Annotated in this window: 22 protein-coding genes; 16 read left to right on the top strand and 6 right to left on the bottom strand. The window is 47.9% G+C overall.

Translation table 11 applies throughout. The annotated features are described in order from the left end of the window. Positions 1-82 precede the first annotated feature (82 nt). The 3 genes from uvrA to LOS79_RS17530 all read left to right on the top strand — a co-directional run bounded on the left by uvrA (position 83) and on the right by LOS79_RS17530 (position 4,269). Positions 83-2,914, top strand: coding sequence for an excinuclease ABC subunit UvrA (gene uvrA, locus LOS79_RS17540; RefSeq protein ID WP_315411354.1), 2,832 nt, complete (start codon positions 83-85; stop codon positions 2,912-2,914). Next, positions 2,911-3,249, top strand: coding sequence for a hypothetical protein (locus tag LOS79_RS17535; RefSeq protein ID WP_315411353.1), 339 nt, complete (start codon positions 2,911-2,913; stop codon positions 3,247-3,249). The genes uvrA and LOS79_RS17535 overlap by 4 nt, the downstream gene beginning before the upstream one ends. A 414-nt stretch (positions 3,250-3,663) precedes the next feature. Then, positions 3,664-4,269 carry a pentapeptide repeat-containing protein gene (locus tag LOS79_RS17530; protein ID WP_315411352.1) on the top strand — a complete coding sequence of 202 codons (606 nt, stop codon included), beginning with the start codon at positions 3,664-3,666 and terminating at the stop codon, positions 4,267-4,269. Positions 4,270-4,334: 65 nt separating this feature from the next. Here the strand turns inward: LOS79_RS17530 and LOS79_RS17525 are convergent, their stop codons facing one another. Then, positions 4,335-6,437 carry a hypothetical protein gene (locus LOS79_RS17525; RefSeq protein ID WP_315411351.1) on the bottom strand — a complete coding sequence of 701 codons (2,103 nt, stop codon included), beginning with the start codon at positions 6,435-6,437 and terminating at the stop codon, positions 4,335-4,337. A gap of 103 nt (positions 6,438-6,540) precedes the next feature. Between LOS79_RS17525 and LOS79_RS17520 the strand changes: the two genes are divergently transcribed. From LOS79_RS17520 to LOS79_RS17465, 12 genes are all read left to right on the top strand, one after another. Further along, positions 6,541-6,735 (top strand): hypothetical protein, encoded by a 195-nt coding sequence (locus tag LOS79_RS17520; protein WP_315411350.1) that lies wholly within the window; start codon positions 6,541-6,543, stop codon positions 6,733-6,735. Further along, the gene (locus LOS79_RS17515; RefSeq protein WP_315411349.1) at positions 6,732-6,887 is read left to right on the top strand and encodes a hypothetical protein; all 156 of its coding nucleotides are present in this window, start codon (positions 6,732-6,734) and stop codon (positions 6,885-6,887) included. Before LOS79_RS17520 ends, LOS79_RS17515 begins: the two co-directional genes overlap by 4 nt. 33 nt (positions 6,888-6,920) lie before the next feature. Beyond that, positions 6,921-7,730 (top strand): PP2C family serine/threonine-protein phosphatase, encoded by an 810-nt coding sequence (locus LOS79_RS17510; protein ID WP_315411348.1) that lies wholly within the window; start codon positions 6,921-6,923, stop codon positions 7,728-7,730. 263 nt (positions 7,731-7,993) lie between these two features. After that, the gene (locus LOS79_RS17505; RefSeq protein ID WP_315411346.1) at positions 7,994-9,046 is read left to right on the top strand and encodes a Wadjet anti-phage system protein JetD domain-containing protein; all 1,053 of its coding nucleotides are present in this window, start codon (positions 7,994-7,996) and stop codon (positions 9,044-9,046) included. Next, positions 9,028-10,530 (top strand): replicative DNA helicase, encoded by a 1,503-nt coding sequence (locus tag LOS79_RS17500; protein ID WP_315411344.1) that lies wholly within the window; start codon positions 9,028-9,030, stop codon positions 10,528-10,530. Before LOS79_RS17505 ends, LOS79_RS17500 begins: the two co-directional genes overlap by 19 nt. A 1-nt stretch (position 10,531) precedes the next feature. Further along, on the top strand, positions 10,532-11,308 hold the full coding sequence (locus LOS79_RS17495) for a DUF6063 family protein (protein WP_315411342.1): 777 nt from the start codon (positions 10,532-10,534) through the stop codon (positions 11,306-11,308). After that, positions 11,286-15,719, top strand: a complete 4,434-nt coding sequence (locus LOS79_RS17490; protein ID WP_315411340.1) for a coiled-coil domain-containing protein — start codon at positions 11,286-11,288, stop codon at positions 15,717-15,719. Before LOS79_RS17495 ends, LOS79_RS17490 begins: the two co-directional genes overlap by 23 nt. A 109-nt stretch (positions 15,720-15,828) precedes the next feature. Continuing rightward, entirely contained in the window at positions 15,829-16,989 is a 1,161-nt protein-coding gene (locus LOS79_RS17485) for a hypothetical protein (protein ID WP_315411338.1), read from the top strand. 143 nt (positions 16,990-17,132) lie between these two features. After that, positions 17,133-17,675 carry a hypothetical protein gene (locus LOS79_RS17480; RefSeq protein ID WP_315411336.1) on the top strand — a complete coding sequence of 181 codons (543 nt, stop codon included), beginning with the start codon at positions 17,133-17,135 and terminating at the stop codon, positions 17,673-17,675. Between the two features lie 37 nt (positions 17,676-17,712). Next, on the top strand, positions 17,713-18,279 hold the full coding sequence (locus tag LOS79_RS17475) for a metallophosphoesterase (RefSeq protein ID WP_315411334.1): 567 nt from the start codon (positions 17,713-17,715) through the stop codon (positions 18,277-18,279). Next, positions 18,254-19,084 carry a metallophosphoesterase family protein gene (locus LOS79_RS17470; RefSeq protein ID WP_315411332.1) on the top strand — a complete coding sequence of 277 codons (831 nt, stop codon included), beginning with the start codon at positions 18,254-18,256 and terminating at the stop codon, positions 19,082-19,084. Before LOS79_RS17475 ends, LOS79_RS17470 begins: the two co-directional genes overlap by 26 nt. A 202-nt stretch (positions 19,085-19,286) precedes the next feature. Next, positions 19,287-20,063 (top strand): LytR/AlgR family response regulator transcription factor, encoded by a 777-nt coding sequence (locus LOS79_RS17465; protein WP_315411330.1) that lies wholly within the window; start codon positions 19,287-19,289, stop codon positions 20,061-20,063. A 150-nt stretch (positions 20,064-20,213) separates the two neighbouring features. On the opposite strand, the gene LOS79_RS17460 is transcribed toward LOS79_RS17465, so the two are convergent. The 5 genes from LOS79_RS17460 to LOS79_RS17440 all read right to left on the bottom strand — a co-directional run bounded on the left by LOS79_RS17460 (position 20,214) and on the right by LOS79_RS17440 (position 24,879). After that, a complete protein-coding gene (locus tag LOS79_RS17460) occupies positions 20,214-20,372 on the bottom strand; it encodes a hypothetical protein (RefSeq protein ID WP_315411328.1) in 159 nt (52 codons plus the stop codon). Positions 20,373-20,401: 29 nt separating this feature from the next. Then, entirely contained in the window at positions 20,402-20,650 is a 249-nt protein-coding gene (locus LOS79_RS17455) for a hypothetical protein (protein WP_315411326.1), read from the bottom strand. Between the two features lie 115 nt (positions 20,651-20,765). Continuing rightward, entirely contained in the window at positions 20,766-22,229 is a 1,464-nt protein-coding gene (locus LOS79_RS17450) for a DHA2 family efflux MFS transporter permease subunit (protein WP_397386799.1), read from the bottom strand. Positions 22,230-23,036: 807 nt separating this feature from the next. After that, positions 23,037-23,951 carry a phosphotransferase gene (locus LOS79_RS17445; protein WP_315411324.1) on the bottom strand — a complete coding sequence of 305 codons (915 nt, stop codon included), beginning with the start codon at positions 23,949-23,951 and terminating at the stop codon, positions 23,037-23,039. Between the two features lie 82 nt (positions 23,952-24,033). Next, positions 24,034-24,879 carry an AraC family transcriptional regulator gene (locus tag LOS79_RS17440; RefSeq protein WP_315411322.1) on the bottom strand — a complete coding sequence of 282 codons (846 nt, stop codon included), beginning with the start codon at positions 24,877-24,879 and terminating at the stop codon, positions 24,034-24,036. Positions 24,880-25,316: 437 nt separating this feature from the next. Between LOS79_RS17440 and LOS79_RS17435 the strand changes: the two genes are divergently transcribed. Beyond that, a complete protein-coding gene (locus LOS79_RS17435) occupies positions 25,317-26,867 on the top strand; it encodes a radical SAM protein (RefSeq protein WP_315411320.1) in 1,551 nt (516 codons plus the stop codon). Positions 26,868-26,887: the final 20 nt, after the last annotated feature.

The following is a 26,887-nucleotide window of genomic DNA, read 5'->3' as shown; positions in this document are numbered from 1 at the left end:
TATAAGCAGATTTATGTGATAAACAGGGGAGCCGTTATTGAGCAGAATAACCGCTGTCCCGGCTGAGCCTGGAGGATGAACCATGCAGCAATATATAACCGTCAGCGGAGCAAGAGCGAATAACCTGAAGAATATCAGCCTGAATATTCCGCGTAATCAGTTCGTGGTATTTACCGGAGTAAGCGGCTCGGGCAAATCCAGCCTGGCTTTTGATACGCTGTATGCCGAAGGGCAGATGCGCTATGTGGAATCCCTGTCTTCTTATGCCCGCCAATTCCTGGGACTGATGGGCAAGCCGGATGTGGATGCCATCGACGGGCTGTCCCCTGCGATCGCCATCGAGCAGAAGACGACCTCGAATAATCCCCGTTCAACTGTAGGTACAGTGACGGAAATTTATGATTACCTGCGCCTGCTGTGGTCCAAAATCGGAGTGCCCCATTGCCCGTCCTGCGGCCGGATCATTCAGCGCCAATCAGTGGATCAGATTATTGAGCAGGTGATGAAGCTGCCGGAAGGAACAAAATACGAGGTGCTGGCACCCGTAATCCGGAACAAGAAGGGCGGGCACCAGCACATCCTGGAACAGGCCAAGCTGGGCGGTTATGTCCGTGCCCGGATTAACGGTGCCCCGCAGCTGCTCACAGATCCCGTGTCACTCGATAAGAATAAGAAGCATAACATCGAGATCGTTATCGATCGTCTGGTAGCCAAGGACATTGATGTTCAGCGGCTGGCCGACTCCCTGGAGCATGCCTTATCGCTGGCCGGGGATCTCGTCATCATCCGCCAGCCGGTGAGCGGTGAAGAGACGATGTATTCGCAGAATTATGCCTGCCCGCACTGTGAGATCTCCCTGCCGGAGCTGTCTCCGCGGCTGTTCTCGTTTAATAATCATGAAGGGGCTTGCTCTGCCTGTACGGGGCTTGGCTCCCATCTGAAGGTTGATCCGGGGAAGATCATGCCGGATATGAGCCGCTCTATACATTCCGGCGGGATTATTGCGAACGGCTGGAACAATGTGAAGACGAACTCTTTTTGCAAAATGTACTATGAGGCCTTGGGGAAAAAATACAGTTTCGATTTCGATACACCGCTGCAGGAGCTGCCGCCGGAGGCCATGCACGCGCTGCTGTACGGAACGGGCGGAGAGAAGCTTGAGGTGCACCATCCCAGTGATGCCCTGCGGAAATATGTAAAGGAATCCTTCGAGGGTATCGTCAACAATCTGGAACGCCGTTACCAGGAGACTCCGTCCGAAGAGATGAAGAAAGAGCTGGAAGAATACATGTCGGTCCTGCCCTGCCCCCATTGCCACGGTGACCGGCTGTCGCCCGTCGTGCTGGGTGTGCAGGTCGGAGGCTTGAGCATTGCGGAATTCTGCCATTTGTCGGTTGAAGACGCTGCAAAGTATATTGGAGAATTGAAGCTGACTTCCACACATGCCGGAATTGCCGGTACGATTCTGCAGGAGATTGATGCCCGGCTCCAGTTCCTGATTAATGTCGGGCTGAACTATTTGACGCTCTCCAGAGCGGCCGGGACCTTGTCCGGGGGAGAAAGCCAGCGCATCCGCCTGGCGACCCAGCTCGGTTCAGGCCTGATGGGCGTGCTCTATATACTTGACGAGCCTTCGATCGGGCTGCATCAGCGGGATAATGACCGGCTGCTGACGGCGCTGCAGAAGATGCGCGATCTGGGCAATACCCTGATCGTGGTGGAGCATGATGAGGATACGATCCGCCAGGCGGACTGGATTGTCGATATCGGTCCCCATGCCGGAACCAGCGGCGGTGAGGTGGTGGCGGAGGGGACGCTTGAAGCTATCATTGCAGAACCCCGCTCCCTGACGGGCCAGTACCTGTCCCGCCGGCTGCAGATTGCTGTCCCGGAGCAGCGGCGCAGCGGGACAGGTAAGCTCTTAACTATTACCGGAGCGGCTGCGAACAACCTTAAGGGGATTACGGTGTCGTTTCCCTTAGGGACGCTCACCTGTATAACCGGAGTTTCCGGTTCAGGCAAGTCCAGTCTGGTGAACGAAATCCTCTATAAGAAGCTGGCTTCTTCGCTGAACCGGGCGCATACGATTCCCGGGGAGCATCAGAGCATAGAAGGATTAGAGCATCTCGACAAGATTATCAATATCGACCAGAAGCCGATCGGCCGCACCCCGCGTTCCAATCCGGCCACCTATACCGGAGTATTCGATAATATCCGTACGCTGTTCTCGCTGACGAATGAGGCGAAGGTCCGGGCGTATGGCCCGGGGCGGTTCTCTTTCAATATTAAAGGGGGCCGGTGTGAAGCTTGCGCGGGGGATGGACTGATCAAGGTGGAGATGCACTTCCTCCCGGATGTGTATGTGCAGTGCAGCAACTGCAAGGGGCGCAGGTACAGCCGCGAGACGCTTGAGGTACATTATAAAGGGAAAAGCATTGCCGATGTGCTGGACTTGACCGCCGAGGAAGCCGTCCGGTTCTTCAGCAGCATTCCGAAGATCCGCAAAAAGCTCGAAGCCCTCTGCAGTGCCGGCCTCGGTTATATCAAGCTGGGCCAATCCTCCACCACCTTGTCCGGCGGTGAGGCACAGCGGGTGAAGCTGGCGGCGGAGCTGCTTAAGCCGGCTACCGGCTCTACCCTGTATGTGCTGGATGAGCCGACGACGGGACTGCATTTCGCCGATGTGCACCAGCTGGTAGATGTGCTGCATTCCCTGACCGATGCCGGCAACACCGTTGTCGTCATTGAGCATAATCTGGAGCTGATCAAGAATGCCGATTACATTATTGATCTTGGCCCGGAAGGCGGCGCGGCTGGCGGAGAGATTGTCTGCACGGGAACGCCTGAAGAGGTAGCCGGGATTGCCTGGAGCTACACAGGCCAATATCTAAGTAAAGAGATGGGGAGAACATGAACTTAAATCATTCGCAGGTAGAGCATATTAAATATGGCACCGGTACTGTTGTAAGTCATGCGGAAGAGCGGATTACGGTAGGATTTGCCGGTGTGGCCGGTGAGAAAAGCTTCCTGTACCCGGAGGCATTTGAACAGTATTTACAGGTTAAGGACCCTAAGCTGCAGGCGCAAATCCGCGAGGAATTGAACGTGAAGGCTGAGCAGGCTGCAGCAGAGCAGCTTCTCCGGGAGCAGCGGCGCTTGGCGGAGCTTGCCCGGCTGGAGGAAGAGAAGCTGGCCGCCAAAAATGCGAAGAGCAAAGCCCGCCGGAAAACAGCACAGGTGAAAGACTAAACCTGCTATATCATTTGAACCTGTGATTTTGGGTTCAGGATCGTGGGGAAGCAGAGAATCGAGTCCATTGTACTTTGTACAACTGATCACGGTTAAATCGTTCTGAAAATAGAATCTATTGTATTTTGTACACTCGTTTCTTGGGATTTGGGCATTTTATGCTCATTAGCCTGAAAAGCATTGTACGTAATACAATAGAATGGAATTTTTGGCCGTTCAGTAAGGAAACTATTGTATAAAATACAATTGTTCCATTAATTTGGGCATTCCGTTATTTCCTGCAGGAATGGAGTTACCGTAAGCCCAGCTTCAATATAGATCTCAGTGGCGGCCTTGTCCCCGGAAGAAAGATTCCGGGACAAGGCCGCCAAGTTTTGTTTTATAATAACCCTATCAAACACCGGAGGTAATACAATGTATCAATACAAAGACCGCGAATTCTCGCATGTGCATTTTGACGGACAGGACTTGCGGTACGGTGAGCTGATCAGCTGTACATTCGAGAAATGCACGTTCATGAATACTTCGATGGAGGAAATCGACACCAGCTATTGCCGGTTCATCGAATGTGACTTCAAGGGCGTCAGCCTGAACTCTTCGATTCATACGGAATCCGCTTTTGAGAACTGCAAGTTCAGTGGCGCGAACCTCTTTGTGTCCAAATTCCTCTCCTGCAAAATGACGGGCTCAGATTTCTCCGGCGCCCAGATTGACGGCATTACGCTCGGCGGCGGCGACTGGTCCTACACAAATCTGCGGCATGCCAAGCTGAGCAAGCAGGATTTGCGCGGCGTGCGTTTCTTCGAAGCCGACCTGTCCGATACCGATCTGACGAAGGCGGATCTCCGGGATTGCCACTTGGAGCGGGCCACGCTTATCCGGGCCAAGCTTGCCGGTGCGGACCTCCGGGGAGCGGACCTCACAGGTGTGGATATGAAATCGCTGGATGTTAAGGGCGTGCGGATGGATATGGAACAGGCGGTGCTGTTTATGCGTTCTTATGGGGCTAAGGTGGATTGATTGCTGCCGTTCACAAACGGATGTAAAAAAAGGGGGCTTCTGTAATCCGGAAGCCCCCTTAATTTTTACTTAAAGATATAGAACATTCCATTAATGGTGTTGCCGCTGCTCTGGAACAGCAGAGTACTATAAGGCAAACTGTAGGTACGGAGTACGTTGTTTCCGCTGTTATATACCTTTGGGGTTCCATAAGCGGTGACGATATCACCTGGCTTACCATCATTAATCATTACATCCCGGAGCGGCTTGGTCAGCCTGGAGGTTCCGAAACCCGCTGCTGTCAATTTACCGTCCCCAAAGACGAGATGAATTCTGTCATAGACTTCATAAGTATGCTCTTCATCTGACTTACCGGCCACAGGTGCAGTGCCTGACATGGTGTACGTGGTCATGTCCGTGTATTTCTCCGGATGTCCGGCATCCGGGAATGATGCATGGAATTGCTCTTCGGAGAAATCCTTCGAGAACATTACTATACGGTCGTAAGTGAAATTAGACCCGTAAACATACCTATGCTCATGGAACGCTGCGGCAATTCCCAGACTATTGTTCATTGTCTCAATCGGTGCAAAATTGCTCCCGCCTATCTTCAGCAGAGCCTTGTCCTGATCCGATAGCTTGAAGGTATATTTCCCTCTGGTAAGCACGGTGCTGCCGGATACTCTAGTGAGTGTCGCCTGAACAGCGCTTGCATAGTCACTGACCGACATATACCATACATATTTATCGGTCAGGAAAGGGCCTTGGCCTTTGTATGATGCCTGTTTGCCGTCAATAAACAGCTGGGGCGGTGTTTTGTAGCTGATCAGATTTTTCGTGTCGCCGGTAAGGCTATAGCTGCTCGGATCTTCATAATCTGTGTACTGCGTAACTCTGGTGACCAGACCGCTGGGAATATGCAGATATCCGTCCAGGTTAAAGTCCCGGAAATGAAGGCTGGCGAGATCATTATTAGTGAACTGGTAACTATGTTCAGGGCTTGTCGGATAAAATGCCGGAAGCCGGTACATCAGTTTTCCTGTTTTGGTATCATATACTGCTGTAGTATATTGTGCACCTTTACTGCCTGCGGCAGGCTTAACAGGTGATTCCGTAATGATGAGGTACGCCGAATCAGGTGTGAATTCGCCATAGGCTTTGGTGTTAGAAAGATTCAAGGGGGTATAACTGTTTCCTTTGACTGTTCCGACCATGAGGCGGCTGGTTCCTTTTTGATAATATTGGGCATAGGTGATGCTGCCAATCTTCTTTTTCCATAGTGTCATTACAGAATCTGCGTAGCCTTTAACCTTCTGCTTCGTGCCGTTTGGCAGCAGCTCATACAGCTCTTCCTTGAAATTCCCGGCACTGGACGAGACATATGAGGTATTCGGAATCTGCTTCATAGTAATGGCATAAAAATCCTTCTTGTTATCGGTCAGCCGTGTGTACTCTTTATAAGTTATTGAATTGGGATTGCTCAGGGCAGGGGTGTTATCGTTCTGCTTGGGGGAGCCATAGACTTTGGCCAGCAGCTTATTCCCCTTGAAAGAATAAATACTTGTCGTTCTTGTATTGTACGGAAGCTCATGAGTGAGCCCGTCCGGATAAACCGCATATCCCCCGAATTCAGGAAACAGCGCAAGCATTGAATAATTCTTTTGGGATTTGAGGGTCTGAAGCAGGGAAAGCTTGTGTGTCTTCAGATCAAACTCATAGAGCCGGAAGGTGTAGGTAGCCGCCTGCGGATCATCGGATTTGGTACCATTCTTACGGGTCATATCACAATAGATATCGTAGGCTTTATCCCCGTTGCTGTTAGATAGTGTGTAGGTTCCGTAGGAATAGCCGCAGGCCGTGGGATAAAAAGTATAAGGTTTGCCGCTTTTGTCACCATCGTCTATGTAATAGCCTGTATTGTCAGGAACCTTGATTCCTGCCTCCGGGAAACTATAGGTCTGGTTGTCCAAATTGCCGTTATCCAGATCAGTCTTATGTACGGTTACAGTCGGGATTGCGGCGCTCAGATCTGCATTCGGTAAATAATCGAATTCCGCTTCCAGCCGGTACCTGCCGGAGGCTGCATCTGCCTCTGAAGCTCCTGCCCACACTATAGCTGACATTACGATCACAAGCAGCATCCCTGTCTGGGTAATTCTAAGCCATGGTCTTCGGATAAGATTGTTCATTACAATTACATATCTCCTTTGTAAATAATTAACTACGATATTTATATCGGATGAACGGTGTGCTATTCTTTGGGAAATGAAACTTCTGGAAGGAGTGCTTAATTTGTCAGGTAAAAAGAACCAGCGCAAGCATGTAGCAGATTCTATTGCGGACGATGTACTGGAGCAAGACGAGAATTTTTATTTTATCGCCGGATATACAGAGGGGGGAGCTCCCTTCGGAATAACCTGGGAAGAGCATGAGGCTGAGAGCCAATTACAACCTCTGCATGATCTGAAATTAAGATCCAGCAAATGAGGGAGCTTGTAGATACGTATGACACTTATGTTGACGGAATTGATTTTTATCTGAACATTGAGACTGGTGAAACCGTATTCCTGAGTGATAATGATCCGGACGGTGAAGAAATGGAGCGTTATTATACTTTCATTGCTCAACGTAATCGTTAGCATGATCATATAGATAGAGATAGGAGGGGGAGCATGGGACAGGGACGGTTTAAGTTCAGTTGGGTGGGCAGTGAAGATATGCTTCTGGATACTGTGCTGACAACTGCACATAAAAGCATGGTAATCGGCCGATACGGCGGGAGCACAGCAGCAGGCGCAGTTAAAAATGAAGACGGTGCCTATGTGCTAAATGAACCGGAAGGCAGCTGGGAATTCGTCATGCTCCTGGATGCGCATCATACTGCCGAGAGTGCGGAGCTGCTGGTCTGTGCCCTAGGCAGTGAGGAGGCGGACATAATCAGGCTGTTGTCGCTGCCGGTGAACGAAGCTTTTGCCGCGCTGGAACGGTTTCTGCTCTCTATTTTCAAGTCGGAGGAATTCATCCGTCAGTGTAAGGAGGTTACAGGGGAGACGGCATGCCTGATCTGTGCCCGTAAGGAGAATTATGTCTGGTGGTTCTCGGTGGGAGACAACTCGCTGTATTTGCTACATCCGGACTTGGCTGCACGGGGACAATACTTATTGAACCAGCGTAACTACTATGAGTGGATCGGCTCTGTGAACATCTTTGACCAGCCAGTAGCGTGCTACTCCTCAGGAATACGGGAGCTGCGGCCTGGCCATAACGTGATCGCGATGACTACGGACGGTCTTCTGGAGTATGGGGAGAGGGTACTGGAGGACCCGCGGAAGCTGTACCTTGCTTTTAGGAACGAGGAGGGGTTGGAGAAGTGTGTAGATGATTTATTGAAGGGTGTCCATCAGGGACAGGGCAGGGATAGCGCTACGGTTGTTGCGTGGAGCTATTATAATAGCAGGGATGCGGCTATGCCTAGTGATTAAAATGGCGCTAGCGACCGGAAATCATGTACAATGAGCGGCTATGCAGGTAAATGGGCTGAATGGGCCCTCAGTTAAGAAAGTAGCCAGTCACGCAACGGTCGCTCAAGTGACTAGCCTAGCTTTACGGACAGGAGAGACGTTAAGCCTGCAGAAAGGCACCAGAGTGCCGGTCTTAGGGACAAAATTGGGATGATATAAAGAATATATGGTCAAACAGGCTATGTTATAATTATAATCATTAATTTAGTGCAGGAGTTCTCCATATGATAATCAAATCCATGATTGAGGAACATCTTAGTGACTACAAAAAAACAACCATAACACTTGAGGAACTGGAGCAGTTGTTTGCAGGCAGAGCAGCCGATCCCCGCGACTTTGCAGGGGCTGTAATGGAACTGGAGAGTAGCGGAGTGCTGGAACCTGTGAAATCCGCCGGCCGTACGATGAAGCAGCCGTCGCTAGGTTATCGTTACCGTGTGAATAAGCAATATATAATGGCGCGTCACAACCATCAGCTGCAGCAGTATCGCCTGAAACTTCATCCGGCGATTGGGCTGGACAGCTATTTTGCGTTATCCGAGCAGCAATTTGTGCAGGACCGGCCGTGGATCGAACGGATTGATCATTTTTTGCACACCCATGGATTCCCTGATATCCCGGTTCCCGCACCTGAACGAAGCTTTCAACTGACCGGCAATGAGAAATGGATTACTGAGCTTGGCGGCTATTCCCTGCTTAAGCGGCTGGGTCTATGGGATCAGCTCCTGATACTTCCGGTATCTGATCCGTTAATGTTTGCTGTCAATCCGCAGGTTTGGACTAATCCCGCCCCTCCCCGCTGTCTGCACTTCATTGTCGAGAATAAAACAACCTTTCAAGCACTGCTCCCTGTTCTGCCATCCAGCTCATTCAGTACATTAATCTACGGCTGCGGCAATAAAATTACCGGAAATTTGGACATGTTCACCCTGCAGTATCCGGTAACCGGGAGCGAGCATGTCTTTTATTATTTTGGTGACCTTGATTATGAGGGAATACGGATCTGGTATGATGCGGATAAACGGCTGGCGATGATTCCGGCGCTTCCCTTTTATGATGCCTGTCTGGCCAAACCCTGTGTACCTGGTAAAAGTAATCAGCGGCGAAATGAGGAAGCGGTTCAGGCGTTTAGCAACTGGTTTCCTCAGGAGCAGCAGGGGCAGATTGAAAATACCTTAAGTTCCGGCAGCTATTATCCGCAGGAAACGTTGATGACTCACGAGCTGCAGCATATATGGGGGAGCGGAGCATGGAAGCAATGGACAGATTTGAACTAGAAGGCGCGCTTTCCGGATTTCAGGAACGAATGTCGAAGGTGGCACTGTTTGACCCTTTATTTGAATTGCAGCGGAAAAAGCAGACCGACGCCAACGGCCAGCCGATTGATATGATGGAGCTGGGCCTCCTTACGCTGCTGTTCTTCTTCGAACAGAAGCTGGTCAGAAATTCAAAGGCAGGTGCCAAAGATCTGGCACTGTATCTGCTGCGCATTATGGATGATAAGCTGCAGGTGGATAGTGCGAAAGGTGAGGAACTGGCGCGTGATATTATTCAAATCTTCCGGCCGGCGTCCGGCAAGAAACGTGAGTTCTCCTTCTTCAATTGGGAATCCCGGGAACGCCAAACCGTATATACTTCAATCCTGCGGGCGAATGCTTTTGATGTGAAGAGTAATACGCAATATTATGCACTGGATGAAGACGGGCTGGAGCTGGTGTTCGCGACGAAGGAATTCTATTCGGAATTTCAGCTGTCCATTCATCAACTGGTTCTGCGGAAGCAGCTTGAGAAGGGCGAATTTCAGGGAGCACTGCGCCAGATCAATGAAATGCGCGTCGACGTCGAATCTTTGCAGGAGCGTATGCTGAAGCTGGAGCATGAGATTAAGCGCAGTATCGTATCAGAGGAGACGCTGAAGCGTTATAGCGGACTGCTGGATGATATCTACACCAGGCTGCAGCGAGAAAATGACGAATTTGCTGAGCTGAGGCAATTTGTGAAAGAAACGCGGACACGGCTGTATGCTGACAATAATCCGGACAAGCAGGGGCGGGCGTATGAGTACATTTTGCGGATCGCCAGTGAACTGGAGAAAGTACATGCTGAACATTCGGGGTTACTGCAGAAGAGCATGGACTTGAAGAATCAGGCGCTGTATTCTGCTAAGGAATCGCTATATTACACAGGCCTTAGCTCCTTCAATTTCGAACAGGATGTAGCCGGGGTTGTACTGGGACTGCCGCTTCCGCTGGAATCGATGAGAGGCATCGTCTCTCCATTTATGGGTCTCGGGCAGAGCCGTGTGTGGTCACCGCTGACGTTGTTTGCAGAGCAGAATGTTACCGGCACAGGTGAGCTGGAACCACGGGAAGAGGGATTTCTGGAAGCTGCGGATGAGCAAAGCGGGCTGCAGTTCACCCTGCAGAGGGGAGCGTTTTTTGCGGAAATTATGGAGCTGTTAATACAGGAGCTGGATAAGGGACCGGAGCTTGAGCTCCGTTTATTTATAGAGAGGTTAAGCGATTACGGATGCCAGGATTGGCTGCAGCGGCGCAGCTTCTATGATTTCATGCTGATTCTGCACCAGCGGAGTCCGGTAAGGCCATCGTCTGCGGACGTAAGTGAAGAGAAGAGCGGGCTCGATAAAGTGTTCGGCCTGCTCGGCGGAAGAGTGCTCCTGGTCGAGGAAGCAGCAGGCCTTGCTATGGCAGGGGCACGTTATCAGATCCAGAATATGAAGCTGAAGTGGGAGGACAGATAACATGGCCTTTACCTATAGTAATGAAACGGTGATGCAGGCATTCCGGCTGTACTCCCTGCTTGCGATGAACGGATCGGCGGCGAAGGAGCGTCTGCAGGAGTATATGGCGGACGATGAGGTCAGAGGTCTGGTCGACCAGTTTGCATCTGAGGTGGATTGCGCAGTAATCGCAGCTGGGGATGAGCTGTATCTTATACCGCTGGTTCGTCTGTCCCCTTTTCATGTGAGTAATGATTATATGAAGCGAACCTATCTGCGTGCTTCTGCGGTAAATGCCGATTTGTACCTTATGTATTTGGCGATGATTGTATTGATCGGTGCTTTCTATGACAGCTACCAGAGCCTGGAACCGACCCGGAATTTCCTGCCGCTGGATGAATGGGCGGTGCTTGTACAGGAGCGGATAGATTCGCTAAAGGAGCATGATGAGGAGCAGCTGAAGCAATTCGAGCGGGAGTTCTCGTACAACTGGTCAGCAATTATTGAGAAATGGGACACGATGGACGACATCAAGGAAACGGCCAAGCGGCAGACAGGGAATACAATCAGCCGGCTCAGTTTTCTCGATACGGTAAGACGCTTCCTGCTGGAGCAGCAGCTGGCTGAGGAAGTAGGCCCGGGAGAGCTTGCGTTAACGGGGAAGACGAAGGTTATTGTGGGGCGGTATTTTATGGAGCTTGAATATAACCGGGGAATTCTGGAGTTTCTATACAGCCTGGATGAGCGGAAAAAGAATGCTAAGGAGGAGGACCAGCATGCCGTCGATCTCGAAAATTAGGTTTACCCATGTCCTGTATGAAGGCGGGAACAAGCGATACAATGACGAGGTTTTTCTGTTCGACGGCCATAATGGGGCAATCGTGCTGGAGAACGGCGGCGGGAAAACAGTGTTTATACAGACGGCACTTCAGGCCATGCTGCCGCATACGGAACTGGCCGGGCGCAAGCTTAGGGATACGCTGTTACTTGAGAATGGCCCGGCTCATGTCGCCATTGAATGGATTCTGAATGATAAACCGCGCCGGAGATATGCGGTCACCTGCATCAGCCTGTTCCTGAACGTCAGCGGAGTAGACTCCTTCCGGTACGCCTATGAATATGGTGAGCATGATGCGCATGGGCTGGAGCATATCCCGTTCGTTAAGGAGTATATGGGCAAGAACCGTCCGGCTGATAAAGGTGAAATTCAGGATTATTATTCTTCCATGACGCAGCGGTTTCCGCTCACGGCACGGACGTTCGGGACGATTAAGGAGTATAAAGCCCACCTGGAAGAAAGCTACCATATTATCGCCTCGGAATGGGATGCTGTAGCCAAAATTAATAGTACGGAAGGCGGCATCGAGAACTTTTTTGATGAATGCAAGTCGACCTCCCAACTGTTTGACAGGCTGCTCATTCCTACGGTGGAAGAAACGATGGAAGGCTTCGAGCAAGGCAGCTTTGCGAATCTGTTCGAGTCACACCGTGAAGGCTTTAAGCGGTATAAGGAGCTGAAGGAGCAAATTGAGGAGAATAAACTGATTCTTCAGGAGCTCGGCCAGTATGTACGTCTATACGAAGGTCTCCATGGAGCAGAGGAGCTTTACGATGAGGCACGTGCAGAAGCAAAAGCATACCAAGAGCTAACAGCGGTGCAGCACGAGGGGCAGAAGAATGAGCAAGCCGGCCTCGAAGAACGTCTGCAGTTATGGATGAAGGAAAATGATAAGCTGCAGCTGCAGCTTAAATCTCTGGAGCTTGCGGAGACGGAGCAGGAGCAGTCTATGCTGGAGGCCGGACTGGCTCAGCTTCAGCTAGAAGCAGATACGCTTCAGCAGCGGTTGCGGCAGGCAGAACATAGCTTCTATTCGCTGAAATATGCCGGACACCGGTCCAGCCGGGAAGAGGCGGAGGCGAGGTTAGCCCAGGCAGATCAGCAGCTGGCAAGACTGGAGCAGGGTGAAGATGAAGCGCAGCTCCAGGAGCGTTGGGAACACAATTGCGGAGAATTACGGAGCGTGTTTGCCGGACAAGAGCGCGATATATCAGAGCAGCTGAAAGCCCAAGCTGCCGAGCTCACCAGCTTAACGAGCGAGAAGACTACAGCCGAGCATGCTATCGACGGACTTCGCAGAGAAATCCGGACATGGGAGCTGACGCAGCAGAATAAGCAAACCCAGCTGGAGGAGAAAACAGCACAGCAGCAGAGAATTGCCCGTGAAATTCTGGCTAATCCGGCGCTGGAAAAGGTACCGGAACAGATGCCGATCTGGTCCGTCCGGCAACAGGAGTTAGATGAGCAGCGGATTGAATTTATGCGGCAGATGAGGCAGATGAGCGAGGAAAAGAGCGCCATCCGGGAACGCCAGCGCATAGTGGAGGATGAAATACGCAAGGCTGAACGGGAGCAGGCAAGAGATGAACAACAGCGAAAACAGCTTCATGAGGAACAAGCGCTGCTTATTCGTGAATTAGCGTTGCTGCGTCCGAACTGGGAGAGATTGACCACTGTGTACGATCAGGCATCGTCAATCTCTGCACGGCTGCTTGAGGGAGTGCAGAAACGGCAGGAGCAGAAAGCAGCAATCCTGCAAAAAGAACGGCTGGTTTACAGGTACGTCGATGACTACCATGAGCAGGAGGTGTTTTTTGCCGATCCTGAGGTTGAACGGCTAGCCAAGTCCTGGGGCAGACAGTATAGCCTGCTGCAGACAGGGACTGAGTATATCCGTTCACTGAATCTGGATGATGAGGCCCGGGGACGCGGGGAAGATTCTTTATGGTCTGTTACTCTTGTGACGACTGACAGCGATAAGAAGCAGCTGCTGCAGAAGCTCACGGCTGCAGGCAATGAATTTGCATATCCTATTCGTGTGCTCGGCACATCGGAAGCGGCTGCGATGGTACGGGGGATAGCGGGCGGAGGACTAGAGCAGTGGGCTGTTCCTCTACACTTTAAGAGCAATGAGACGGATTCCGTCTTCCGGGAGTGGAAGGCAGGACTTCTGGAGCGTGCCGGGCGGACCCGGCAAGAGCGTGAGAAGAGGGAAGACGAGCTGGCCTTATGGCAGAGTATGGAGCAGCGGTTCCAGCAGTTTGTGCACAAATACCCGCTCGTCGCAATGCAGACCTTAGAACAGCAGCTTCAGTCGGGCCGCGAACGGTTGGTTCATTACACTGAAGAATACAAGCGGAGTGAACAAAGGCTTATCCAGCTTGAAGCTGCAATGGATAAAATCCGCATTGAAATGAGTGATATGCAGGATATCATTCACCAGCTTGGCGAGTGGCTGAAGGACGGGCAGCGGTATATTACGCTTGAAGTAGAGAAAGAGGGGCTGGATAAGGCGTTAGCTCCAGTTAAGGCGCAGGTTGCCAGTCTGGAAAAACAGCTTGGCGTCAAGCAATACGGACTGGCCCGGGCTCTTGAAGAGTACCGGACTTTAGAACAGGATCGCAATGATACCAGTACACAGCTGCAATTGCTGCTGAAGGATGATCTGTACGAGAAGGTTCAAAGCTTCCCTTATACAGATTCAAGCCGTTCCATAGCGGAGCTCAAGGAAGAACACGGAGTGCTGGAGTATGAACGTGCCGGGATTATGAAAGAACGCAGGCAGCTGGAAATTGAGCTAAAGCATGAACAGGAAAAGGTATCCATGGCGGATAAGGCAATGAAGGAGCTGTTACGCGAGCAGCCGGGAATTGATCCGCAGATGAACATGCCTGTTGAGCTGGAAGCAAGAAAACAGGCGTTATGGCAGCAGATTGAGGGAGGCCGAAGCGAACGGGACCGTTCGGCGGATCAGCTCGACAAGCAGCAGGCCAGGCTGCAGCATATCAAAGGCCGTGTGACGCTTATGCAGCAGCAGTTCAGCATTCAATTTCCGGAGCAGACACCAGCCAGATTCGAGGGAAGCCTGGAGCAAGTGAAGCTGCAGTTGCAGCAGGAGAACGCCCGGCTTCAGCGTGAGAACAAGGAACTGAAGAAGCGGAGTGATGCGGTGGAGCAGCAGCTTCGTGAGCTTGACGGTGTGCTGCAGCTGTGGGATAAGCATACTTTATTATACAAGCTGAACGACGAACGGCTGCAGCCTGCTAAGCTGGAGGAACGTGTGGTGATGGATTTCGTTTATGCACGGCTGGAGTTCAGTGAGCGGGCCATCCGCGGGCTGCAAACCAGCCAGCAGAGGATGGACAAAGAGCGGATTCGCGTCTCACGGGGCAGAGACAGCTTTAAAAGCTTTTGCAATGTACGGGTTAAGGATGTTAAGCTCCGGCAGATGGCTACTGAAGGGGTTGAGCACAAGGATTCTTATGCTGAGGTAACCGAATTCAGACAGACGATGGAAATGAGAATCCAGAAGGCTATTCATATTATGGAAGAGACCATTCAGACCCATGACCGTGACTTGCAGGAATTTATTCAGCGGATTCACACCCATTTGAAGCATATTGTACAGGAACTGAAGGAGCTGCCTAAGAAGACACGGATTAAGACGGCTGACGGCTGGCGGGAAATTTACAGCTTCTCTATTCCGGAGTGGGAGGATCAGGACGGCAAGGACCGTATCCGCAGCCATATTGAATGGATTCTGTCTCAGCTGGAGCGGAGTCAATATATGGACGGGCAGGGTAGAACGCAGCAAGGCGATGTGCGCAAAAACCTGGAGAAATGGCTCGACGCAAGGCAGCTGCTGCAGGTTGTACTGAAGAGTGAAGCGATGAAGGTCACTTGCCGTAAGGTGATGAATGACCATCAGGTCACGAAGGCTTCGTACTCCTGGGAGCAGTCCAACCGCTGGTCAGGCGGGGAGAAATGGAGCAAGAATATGACACTGTTCCTCGGCCTGCTCAATTATGTCGCTGAACGCCGGCAATATATCAAGGCCAATATGAAGCTGCACCGTACCGTTATTCTGGACAATCCGTTCGGCAAGGCATCCAGCGAGCATGTACTCAGCCCGGTCTTCTTCATCGCGGAGCAGCTGGGCTTTCAGATCATCGCCTTGACCGCGCATGCGGAAGGAAAGTTCCTGCAGGATTATTTCCCGATTGTGTACAGCTGCCGCCTTCGCAGCACTGCCGATAGCACCAAGCAGATTATCGAGCCGGCCAAGCAGATTCAGCACGCCTACTTCCGGGATCATGCTCCTGAAACGCTGGAGCGGATCGATTCGCGGGTGGATCAGCTGGGGTTGTTTTGAGAAATGAAGTCATAAGATATGGGGCGTGTCAGCGGGAAGCAGATATCCGCGAGTTGCTTTGGTTATAACCAATGTACAGCAAGAAAGGGTGAATAATGTGGAAGAACACATGGACGATGAAGGCATGAGCACGGAGCAGCTGGCGAAATACTTAATGAGATACGGAGTGGATATTACCAGACAAGGAATTGAGAGAGTATATGTAGAGAGCGCAAAATATTTTAAGGTGAAGAAAAATGAAGCCGGGAAAATAGTATTAAGTAGAAGAGAAGCGCAAATCATTGCTAAGGTGCGTCTGTTGAAGGATTTCTTAGGAATTAAGGATGCGCGGGTAAGAAAGATATTAGGTGTGACTGAAGTCCAAAAAAAATATACAATTGCTGAAAGCGACGAGAGCTGGTCTGAACTATTCAACATGGAAATCAGTAAGTACTATGATCACCGGAAAAAGGTAATTATTAAACGGCTAGAGACTGAAAGGGAACGGCGTGGCAGCAAATGGTTTGAACAGGTGAACTGGCTGGAGTTATACGAGCAGTATAACAGCTTTTATCTGCTTGCAGAGTTAGGTCTCCATGATCTTATTGACCAGATTGTTGATGAGATGTACAAGGATAATAAGATATTTCTGAGTGATCTGGCTTATGGTATATTTGAACGATTTAATAGTGAGGTTAATCACCGGATAGAACAATTGAGTGCGATTGTGGATAAGCAAATAGAGGAGATGACTGAATTAGGCTTTCACAGCTTTGCTGACTCGCAAAAGGTATATCCGGAGTTTATTAAGGAAAAATTCAAATCGGAGAATCTGATCTACTTCCAAATTTTAATCGAGAAATCATTAAATAAGATCTATCCCGCGGGAAGCATGAGCACACTGCTGTATGACGAGGAGTTATTAGCAACATTATTCCTGGATGAGTGTAATGACCATTTACTGCTGATGGTACTGGGCGACAGGATGATTACAGAAGAGTATAAGAAGAAAGCCGTCCTGGAAGGAACTCTTAGCGGAGAAGCGTTTGAGGCCTATATTCACAATCTTCGTCAAGGTCTTTCTGTTGAAGTATATAATGAAAAATATAATACATATCTTGAAAATAACTATATAAAAATTAAAGCCTGCTCAGTTTACTTACTGAATGAGTATTTGTCTGACAAGGATTTCAAATATTCACTTTCCAGTATTCCCGTTGCAGAGATTAAAAAAGTGGCCGAAGAGAAGTTTGGCTTACAGCCGCCTGTTCTTGTGAAGAAACGGCAGTAATGATTAAGGCGATTCACCCCCGGGTATTCCGGAAGGTGGTCGTCTTTTTTTTGTATTCCCTCTTCCCAAGAGTAGGTTGCGGTTTTGTATACTGTGCTTAACAAGTAATCAAGACAATAAAACGAAGAGGAGAGGTTGTTATCATGACAACAGGAACCATTGTATTTATGGACATGGACCATATCAAAGGAATCAGATTTAGTGAGTTATTCGGCAAAGAGGAAGTACAAGCATTATCCATTGTGCTAAGCTCCGTACAGGCTAACTTCTTGAACAAGGACCAGTCCGGTATTACAGTGGAGAATAAGCAGTGGTGCATGGACAATAGAAATAAAGTAATCGTCAAATCCGGGATCAAGGGCGGAAATAAGGATTTTATCGTAGCTTGTTTAGCCGGGATGCTGGAGAAGGGCGTGATAGTCATGAATAGAAGTATTTCGCTCTCATCCATTGTACAGGAGTACCGTAGCCGAGGTTATGCAGCTAATAAAAATACTATTTATGCCTGCTCATTAATTGAGCCGGAGGCAGGGCGGGATTTCATACATACGGGTCTTAAGTATATATTAGTACGTAGAGTAAGGAAGACAACATTCAGAACTAAGTATAACAGCTATGGAGAGTCATACAGATATCCGCTTCAAATCGATCAAGTGCTGGATGAACCAGAAATCTTTACTTTATAGGACTGGCTAGTGTTTCATATGAGAGGGGTTAATAGTAATGCGTAAGTTATATATAGCGGACCCTCATTTCGGGCACGAGAATGTGATTAAGCATAGTAATCGTCCGTTTGCTTCCATTGAAGAGATGGACCAAACACTGATCCGTAACTGGAATAGTGTCGTGGAATCAGAGGACCAGGTGTATATTATCGGCGATTTTCTTTTCAGAGCCCGTAACACTCCCGGTTATTATCTGGACCAGCTTAAGGGGAGAAAGCACTTAATACGGGGGAACCATGAACAGTGGACGAAGAAAGCGGATATGGAGAAATATTTTGAGAGCGTGGGTACCTATCTTGAAATTGACGACGGGGATAAACACATTGTTCTCTTTCATTATCCCATTGGGGAATGGGCGAGATACTATAGAGGCAGTATTCATATATTCGGCCATATCCACAACAGCACGCAAAGCCCCGTATTCAAACAGTATCTGGAGGAGGAAAGAATGCTGAATGCGGGTGTGGATATTAACTGCTTCTTTCCGGTTACTTTAGATGAGCTGATCAGCAACAATAATGAGTTTCGGAGGCGATATTATGATAACGGAGGGCCCGGCATTTGATCTGATCTCGGATGTCCATTTGGACTTTTATGTGAGTAATACCAATGCGAACCGCTTAGAGCAGCGGATTAACCGGTTCGTAGAAGGCATTCTTCCGGATGATCCTGCGGACACACTTGTGATTGCCGGCGATCTGGGTCATTACAATGTGCAGAATGCAATCATGCTGGAAGTGCTGCGGGAATATTATCAGCATATTATTTTCGTCCGGGGCAATCATGATCTCTATCTAATCTCTAATAGCCAAAAGGCAATGTATCAGAATTCTTCGCAATCACGCTGGCTTCATATGAAGGAACTGGCAGCTGAAATCCCCGGCGTATATGTGCTTGAAGGACAGACCTTGCAGCTCGGTGGAATAACATTCGGCGGCACCGGGATGTGGTATGACTACAGCTACGGTATCCAGGTACTGAAGAAGAAGGTCTCATGGATTCATGAGGTATGGCGGACAAGGATGAACGATATCAATTATATTACAGACATGCCTGATTTCCAGCAGGAGCGGGAGCTGCTTGACCCCATTATCGATACCTGCGATGTAATTGTCACGCATATGGGACCAGACTGGAGCCGCCTTCCACAGAAGTATCAGGACGATATTATTCAAAGCTTCTATTTCTTTGATGGTACAGCATGGTTACCCCGGTTACACGGGAAGACATGGTGCTTCGGACATTGCCATCCTTATTATGGTGCTTACGAGAGAGAGGGATGTACTTTCGTTAATAATGCGCTGGGGTACCCTTTTGAACGTAAAAAGGCGAAAATCGTAAGGGTTAGGTTGAAAACCGCTGGATGTTAAGGGCGTGCGGATGGTTATGGAGCAGGCGGTGAACATTAAGTTTGTCCCGGAGCTGAAAAAAGCTTACGGGGCAAGCTTTTTTATTTGTGTTGCTGTGGCAAAGGAATCTATCGAGTATGATATGTAATTGCAAAAATGAGTAAAAATGGTATAAATAATAATTATAGGGATTTCGAAACTAAGACATATGAGGTGACGCGATATGTATCACGTAGCGGTGTGCGATGAAAATCATGCGTTCCTGGAGAAATTGCAGCAGGTAGTAACCGAGATATTTGAGGAAATAGACTGTAATTACAGTGTTGAGCAAATGGATACTCCACAAGCACTGCGGGAGGAAATTGAACTGCAGGAGAAGCAGTACAATATCATTTTTCTCAGTATTGATAATGATTCCGGCCAAGCCTTCCGTACAGCAGAAATCATCCGGGCCAGGGACGATGCCGCTATTATAATTCTGGTCTCCGAAAGCTGTGAACAAGCGGCTGAGGGGTATAAATGCGGGGCTTACAGATGGATAGTGAAGAATAACTTGTATACCGGTGTGTCCGAGGCCATTCACAGTGCAGATAACCTGATAGGCGGAAGCCGGAATACTTGTGGGCCCGTGATCAGGTTCAAGTTCCTGAATAATGAAGACTATGATTATATCAGCGTACAGGAGAGGGACATCGTTCAGCTGTACATTCGAAACAGGAGGATTATTCTGGTCACGACACTCGGGAACTATGAGTTGCTGCAGTATCCCTTGAATCACTATAAAAAGCTGATCAACAGTGAAAAGTTCATTATTGCTTCCCGTTCACATTTAGTTAACTTTGTTCATGTTGAGGAATTGCGGGGAGATTTCTTTCGCTTATCCAGCGGGCATACAGTCTGTATCGGGTCGGAGGGACGTGTCAAGCAGCAGGTGAAAGAGGATTATCTGAGATACTTGGGGGACAGGCGGAAGCCGGAGTTACAGGCCCTTGAGTTATAGGATGATGTGTTTGGTGAAAATAAAGTGTTAGACAGAACCATTAAAGGAAGAAGCGGCAGACCAGGACTTATAAAATAAAGTCTTAGACTGCCGCTGTTTTTTTGAACTATCGTTTCCCGTTAGCTTAAAGATGCTTACTAGTAAGTCCCTCTATATCTCATCATCATGCACCTCTTTAAACTTCCAGTTATTAGGAATACAGTAATTCAAGATAAAAAGTTGACGGCGAAGAGGGTAATCTCGTTGGAGCTTTTTGATCACTCTGCCTTTAATTTCAACAACTTCTACCGATCCATCTTTGAGCTCCATATAGAAATCCGGAGTATAAACCCGGTTTTTTATTTCTTGCCACAATGATCAACAGCCTCGATAATTTCAAAGGTTTTATGAAACTCCACTTTATGGAGAAATCCAGCGATAATTAAAGGAACTACACGCCTATTATAGAACCGTTCTTCCGCGTCACTATCAAATACAGGAGGATCTTTTGGTAAGGACTCTCGAGGTTTAACTAATCGTTGATTCCGTTCACGCACCTTTACATGAGGATTTGATGTAAGGAGTTCCATAAGCTCAGCTTCTGACATATGCATAGGCAACCACCTCTACTATCCGTTAAAGCGAATGAATACTCATTAAGTATTCATTCGCCTCAAATGGTTTATGATCCCATGTTTACTTTAGCATTGATTAAATTACTTATTATGACCATTCCGATTGAGTAACTCTCACACGTCTAATAAATACAGCTAGAATAAGACCTGCAATCGCAATAAACATAGCGTACAACATAGCACTTTGCATCCCATCAACCAACGCCAATGTTCCTGTGGCTGGATCTGTAGGGTTAGGTGCATCCTTCATAAACTTGGCTGCTCCGGATGTCATGACGCTGACTGCCACTGCTAATCCCAGCGCACCAGCAATCTGTTGGAGCGTGCTCATAATAGCCGTTCCGTCCGGATACATTTCAGCAGGAAGCTGATTAAGCCCATTTGATTGTGATGGCATCCATACCATTACGATTCCGATCATCAGGCAAGAATGCATGATAATTATAAATGTAATGGTTGATGCCATTGAAATACTTGAAAAGAACCAGAGTGAACCCGCAGCTAAAATTAGACCGGGAACAACCAGAAATTTAGGTCCATACTTATCAAAGAGTGCACCTACGGCAGGAGAAAGAACTGCTGAAAGAATACTACCCGGTAGCAGGATAAGACCCACTGTCAAAGCATTTATTTCAAGTACTCGAATCATGAACATCGGGATAATAAACATCGCTGCCATCTCAGACATCATGCAGACAAATACCAAGGCTGTGCCGATAACAAACATTGGCTTTTTCAGCGTTCTTAAGTTCATAAGCGGTTCTTTCATATTTAATTGACGGACTACGAAAAGTACCAGAGCGACTACTCCTAAGATAAGAGAAACAATGACCTTAGGGTTGTTCCAACCATGATCGCTTTCTCCTACAGTACTAACCGCGAACACAATCCCCCCGAAACCTAAGGTAGACAAGATCAAAGAGTATACATCAATACGTGGTTTAGTAATTGGTGAGACATTCTTCATAGAAGCTGCACCAACGACCAAAGCAACCAGTAATGTTATTAGGGAAACCCAGAAAATCCAGTGCCAGCTCAATGTAACAAGTAAGAGACCCGAAACTGTAGGTCCGATAGCAGGTCCTACAGTAAATACAAGAGTGACGAGTCCCATCGCAGATCCACGTTTCTCAACCGGAAAAATAATTAAAGCTGTATTGAACATTAACGGAAATAGAAGCCCTGCGCCAACAGCTTGCAGTATACGTCCGAGCAGTAGTATTTCAAAACTTCCTGCGACTCCGCCAACAGCTGAACCAACGATTGAGATAAGAACCGCAGCCAGGAAAAGCTGCCTCGTAGTAAACCATTGTATCAATAATCCAGAAACAGGAACCAGAATTCCCAGTGTAAGCAAGTAACCACTGCTTAGCCATTGGACTGTAGATTCTGTAATAGAAAACTGATTGATTAAATCGCTGATTGCTATATTAATTGCAGTTTCATTAAAAGTACCGATGATACCGGCCAACATTAATGAAAACATTATAGGTAACACTTTTACATTTGGAACCTGTTGTTGATCTGGAATTGAACCTGCTTGCAAAACGATCACTCCTCTTTTAGTTCTAACCTATTGGACAAATTGTTGTATTAATAGGTTAGAATACCGGTGCCTCGGTAACATGCGGCACATTGAGATATTTTCATGCTTTACCTCCTTATCAAGGTTACTTATGTTCTCGCAGTAATTTCGGAGAACTTCAACTTTTTGATCATACCACACGCCTGTCAAGTCCCCCCTATAACTTTAAAAAAGTCAATCCCCTTTATTTTTAGATAAAAAAATTAAAAATTCTAACCTTGCATTCCTTTACGTTTGTTGATAACAACTGCATATTGCTTCATTTATAATTTCCATGTTGCACATTATCATAAGTGGATTGCAATCAGTTTCAATTGATCATCAACCAAAGGCTTGTTCTGCATGTCGAAGAAGCCGAATGTCGTTACATTCGACTTGAAGCTTCATTTAAACCTACCGTTAGGCACGAAGCAGTTCAATTACTATGACCGCACTATCCTACCTTTTAGTTGAATGGCGACGGATTCTAAGCTGATCCGTCGCCATTACAAACTAAAAGTATCCGGTGCTGTAAAAAACTCAAGCAGTGCTCTTTCCCTGAATGACTGGCATGAGATTTTCAAGTGTATGACGTCTTCCTCAACCAAAAACTTAGGAATGCGCTTATCTAACTATTAAACTATCGTTTCCCCTTAGCACAACGACTTACTCTGTTGAATCTCCTATTCCTCATCATAAAGCTGTATCAGAGAAGCGGATCGTACCTTATCGCGGCCTTTAAACGACAAAATGGTGCCGATAGCCTAGCCCCATAACCGCAACGAAATAATGACCCTAATCCGACAGTGCCCGCATGATGTTGGATTTCGCCTCTACCGCAATCGCTTCATTCCCGTCGTCGGCCGCTTGCATTAAAATAAGCATGGGGATGTATACCGCGATCAGCCGCGCCAGCAGCTTCGTTTCCTCGTCCGCTCCCCCGTACGTTTCGAAAAACACGCCGCGAGCGTAAGGTGGTAAAAAGCTATAAGCAACGCTCAAATCACAAGCCGGATGACCTACGCTCAGATCGCCCCAATCAATGATGCCGGAGACGATCCCGTTCTCATTCACAAGCATATTTTTGAAATGAAGATCGCCATGCAGCAGTACATTCACCGCCTCGACACGGTCCTTTGGCAGCCTGCTAATATAAGCTTCAATTACACTGGACTCCTCCGGCGACAAGTGTTCAACCACCTTCGCTAGGAAGCCCTCCATTTTCACTTTGCGTGATGCTATGTCCGTCAAGTTTCGATGATCCTGCTGAACTCCGCACTTCAGCGCCGCCTGCACCGGAAACTCATGCAATCTCCGCAAAAATTTCGCCAGCGTCTCTGCCGATAAAGCCCGGCGTTCTTCCGTCAAACCAATTGGGAAATCTCCTGGCACGTGGGCATAGCCCAGAAATGGTGCCGGATATTCGTCACTTGCTTCGCCATAAAACATCGGTTTCGGATAGGGGATGGTCAAATATGCCTCCAGCTTCGGCAGCAGCTTCCCTTCCATACGAATCGCGCCAACTGCAAACGTTCTTCTTGGAAACCGGAACACGTACTCGTCACCGATGAGAAAAACCGTATTGTCCCAGCCCCAGCCCAATCGCTTCACTTTCTTCGATGACAGCTGAGGGAATTGTCTGCCGATCAGCGTCCGCGCCTGCTCTTCGTTAATTTCCCACTCCGCATCCCATACATTCGTTCCTCCCATGAACTGTATGCCTCCTCGTTCCTTACGTTATATAGATGTTTACACTCTCTGGAAGTTACGCATACCTGCCTGTTACTTCAATTCACTTTTCGATGATGGGTACCCACAGCTCATGTTTTATCTTATGTCCTGGTCCTAAATAATGCTCAATACAAGGCAGGTTTGCAAGCTCGTATCCGGAAGTAGGGAGCCATTCTGAATATAACCTTTTCCAGGCATCAATAACATTAGGGAATACAGCATAAGTGCTTGGGGCAATTCTAATTTCCTCCATATTGGAAGGTATTTCAGTGTCATACCGCACGCCCATAAAGTAATCGAATACCTCATCAGTGATAGCCGCCTCTTTACCGCAAATACCGACAAGGCTCTCCAGCCTGCATTTAGGTTGTACCCATGACATGTCAATCAAAGCTTGTTTGAAGCCATCCTTATTGGATTTTCTCCACAAAGCGGGAATCTCCTTAAATGCACGCGATGTTTTAACACTTTGACGTTTTCCCGCGAAACGTAATTCAGTATTCATTCTTTCAACCCGATATTCCAATTCTACATCCCCTTTAATTGTTATTTGAAAGGAGATTCGGGGATAGGCTTTTAACTGCACGCCTGTATCTCTGACTGCATTAGGTGTTACATTGTGAAGCTTCTTGAACGACCTTGTAAAAGCATCAGCTGAGTCATACCCATATTTCAAAGCAATATCAATGATTTTGGCATCACTTGTTTGAATATCAAAGGCGGCTTTGGTAAGGCGTCTACGACGAATATATTCTGAAAGAGATATTCCTAATAAGGATGAGAACATCCTTGAAAAGTGAAACTCAGAGCAGCAGGCTGCCTGAGCAACCAAAGAATATTCAATTTCACCATCCAGATTGTTTTCAATATAATCTACAGCCGCATTAAATCTATCAAGCCAATCCATATTCGCTCCTCCTTTCAAAAAGAATTATAACGGGATTATTTATAGTATACCCTGCAATCCATGCCTAAAAATGCAGGATGTAACAGTCCGGGCTCCTCAAACACGTCCCATACTGCTCTACCCTTTCTTTACTATCTTTTCGCTTGCCAGTCATTGCTATCCTGCCCGTTAGCTTAATGAAGCATCATTAGTCTACAACTTTATTTTTCGAGTAATATAAATTCCATTCTATATAGGCGCAAAAAATACATTTTCGTACAAAAATGTTTTATTTATTCTTTATTGGAGCTAATAATAGAAACAGATCATATTTGCTAGATTAGCTGCTTGTTATCCCTTCTATTGTGAATTAATTCACCTGAGTAAGAGGTTTCTCCAGGAATTTGCAGGCATGGTTCAACAATTCCCCGGAAATTGAAGGAGGCATTCATTTCGCTATGGGCAATGTAATTCAAGATGCACTTGCTTTTTTAGTCAACCTGCATCCAGATCAGTGGGCACGCTTAGGAACCGTCTTTGAAACGGAAAACAACCAATATTTCTATGATACCGGGACAGGGAAGGTGTTTGCCTGTGATCCTGCGGAATATGCAGTACTTGAGTGTTTGCTGAGCACCTCAGATCCGGCCGCAATCACCGGACTGGGACTGGAGGACAACGCGCTTCAGCAGGCACTGGAGACTATAACGCTGCTGGTGGAACAGGAGCATATCCTGCAGGCGCCTGTATTTCAGAAATTCGTTACACCAGAGAAAGCAGAGCTGCCAGGCATCATCAAGGGCGGTATAGAACAAATCATTATCGAACTTACAGAAAAGTGTAACCTAAGATGCAAATATTGCCTCTATCAGGAAGATAACGTAGATACGCGCAATTTCTCAAAACAGGATATGGACTGGGAAGTCGCCCGGAAAGCACTGGATTATATCTCGCAGAATGCCGGGAAGATGCTGGCGCTGACTTTTTACGGAGGAGAACCGCTGGTTAATTTTAAGCTGATGAAGCAATGTATTGAATATTGCAAAGCCATTATGCCTGGTGTGGATATTCCCGTCTCCTTTACGACCAACTTAACACTTGTCACGGATGAAATTGCTGCTTATCTGGCCTCTCTGGATCAATGTTCAGTACTCTGCAGCCTGGACGGGCCGGAGCATGTTCATGATTATTACCGGGTAACTGTAGGGGGGAAGGGTTCCTTCCATCAAGCGCTGCAGGGTCTTAAACGGTTAGTAGCAGCATTCGACGGGAAGCCGCAGCATTCGCTTGGAATTAATGCCGTCCTCTGTCCGCCTTACAGCAAGCGGAGATTCGATGAGGTGAATGATTTCTTCAAGACACTGGAATGGCTGCCTAAGGACACCAGGATTGATTGTTCTTATGTGGATACGGGAACATTGGACTGGTCCGAGTTAGGACATGTGAAGACAGACCTCCAGGATGAAGAATTCTATAGTGAGGATGAACGTACCGATCCTTTAGGGAAATGGGCTGAATATACGCTGGATTCTGATCAGGATGAAAGAGGACTTGCCAAGGAGCTTAGCCAGAAAAAATTACTGAGAATTCATAATAGAGTGATCACGGATGAACCCTTGTTGGGGATACACATGAATGGCTGCTGTATTCCTGGCCGGAGAAGGCTCTATGTAACCACTGACGGTAAGTTTAAGGTGTGTGAAAAGATGGCGAACTCCCCTTACATAGGGGATGTAGAGACTGGAATTGATATTGAGGCCATGAGTAAATATTACTTTGAAGAATATACAGAGAAATCTATTAAGCATTGCTCCACCTGCTGGGCAGCCCGCTTGTGCGGTATATGTTATGCACCATGCTATCAGGAAGCCGGCCTGGATGAAGAGAAGAAACAGTCCCATTGCTATGGAGAAAGAGCGGCCATGAAAATGTCGCTGAAGAGATATCATCAGCTAGTCGAAGTTAGTCCGGAAAAACTGGAGTATTTCAATGAACTAACCCTATCGTAAATTACGATAATACGGTAGTA

The sequence above is a fragment of the Paenibacillus sp. MMS20-IR301 genome (assembly GCF_032302195.1).
Taxonomy (GTDB): domain Bacteria; phylum Bacillota; class Bacilli; order Paenibacillales; family Paenibacillaceae; genus Paenibacillus_AQ.
The sequence above is the reverse complement of the archived record's forward strand: the minus strand, read 5'-3'. Positions and strand labels throughout refer to the sequence as shown.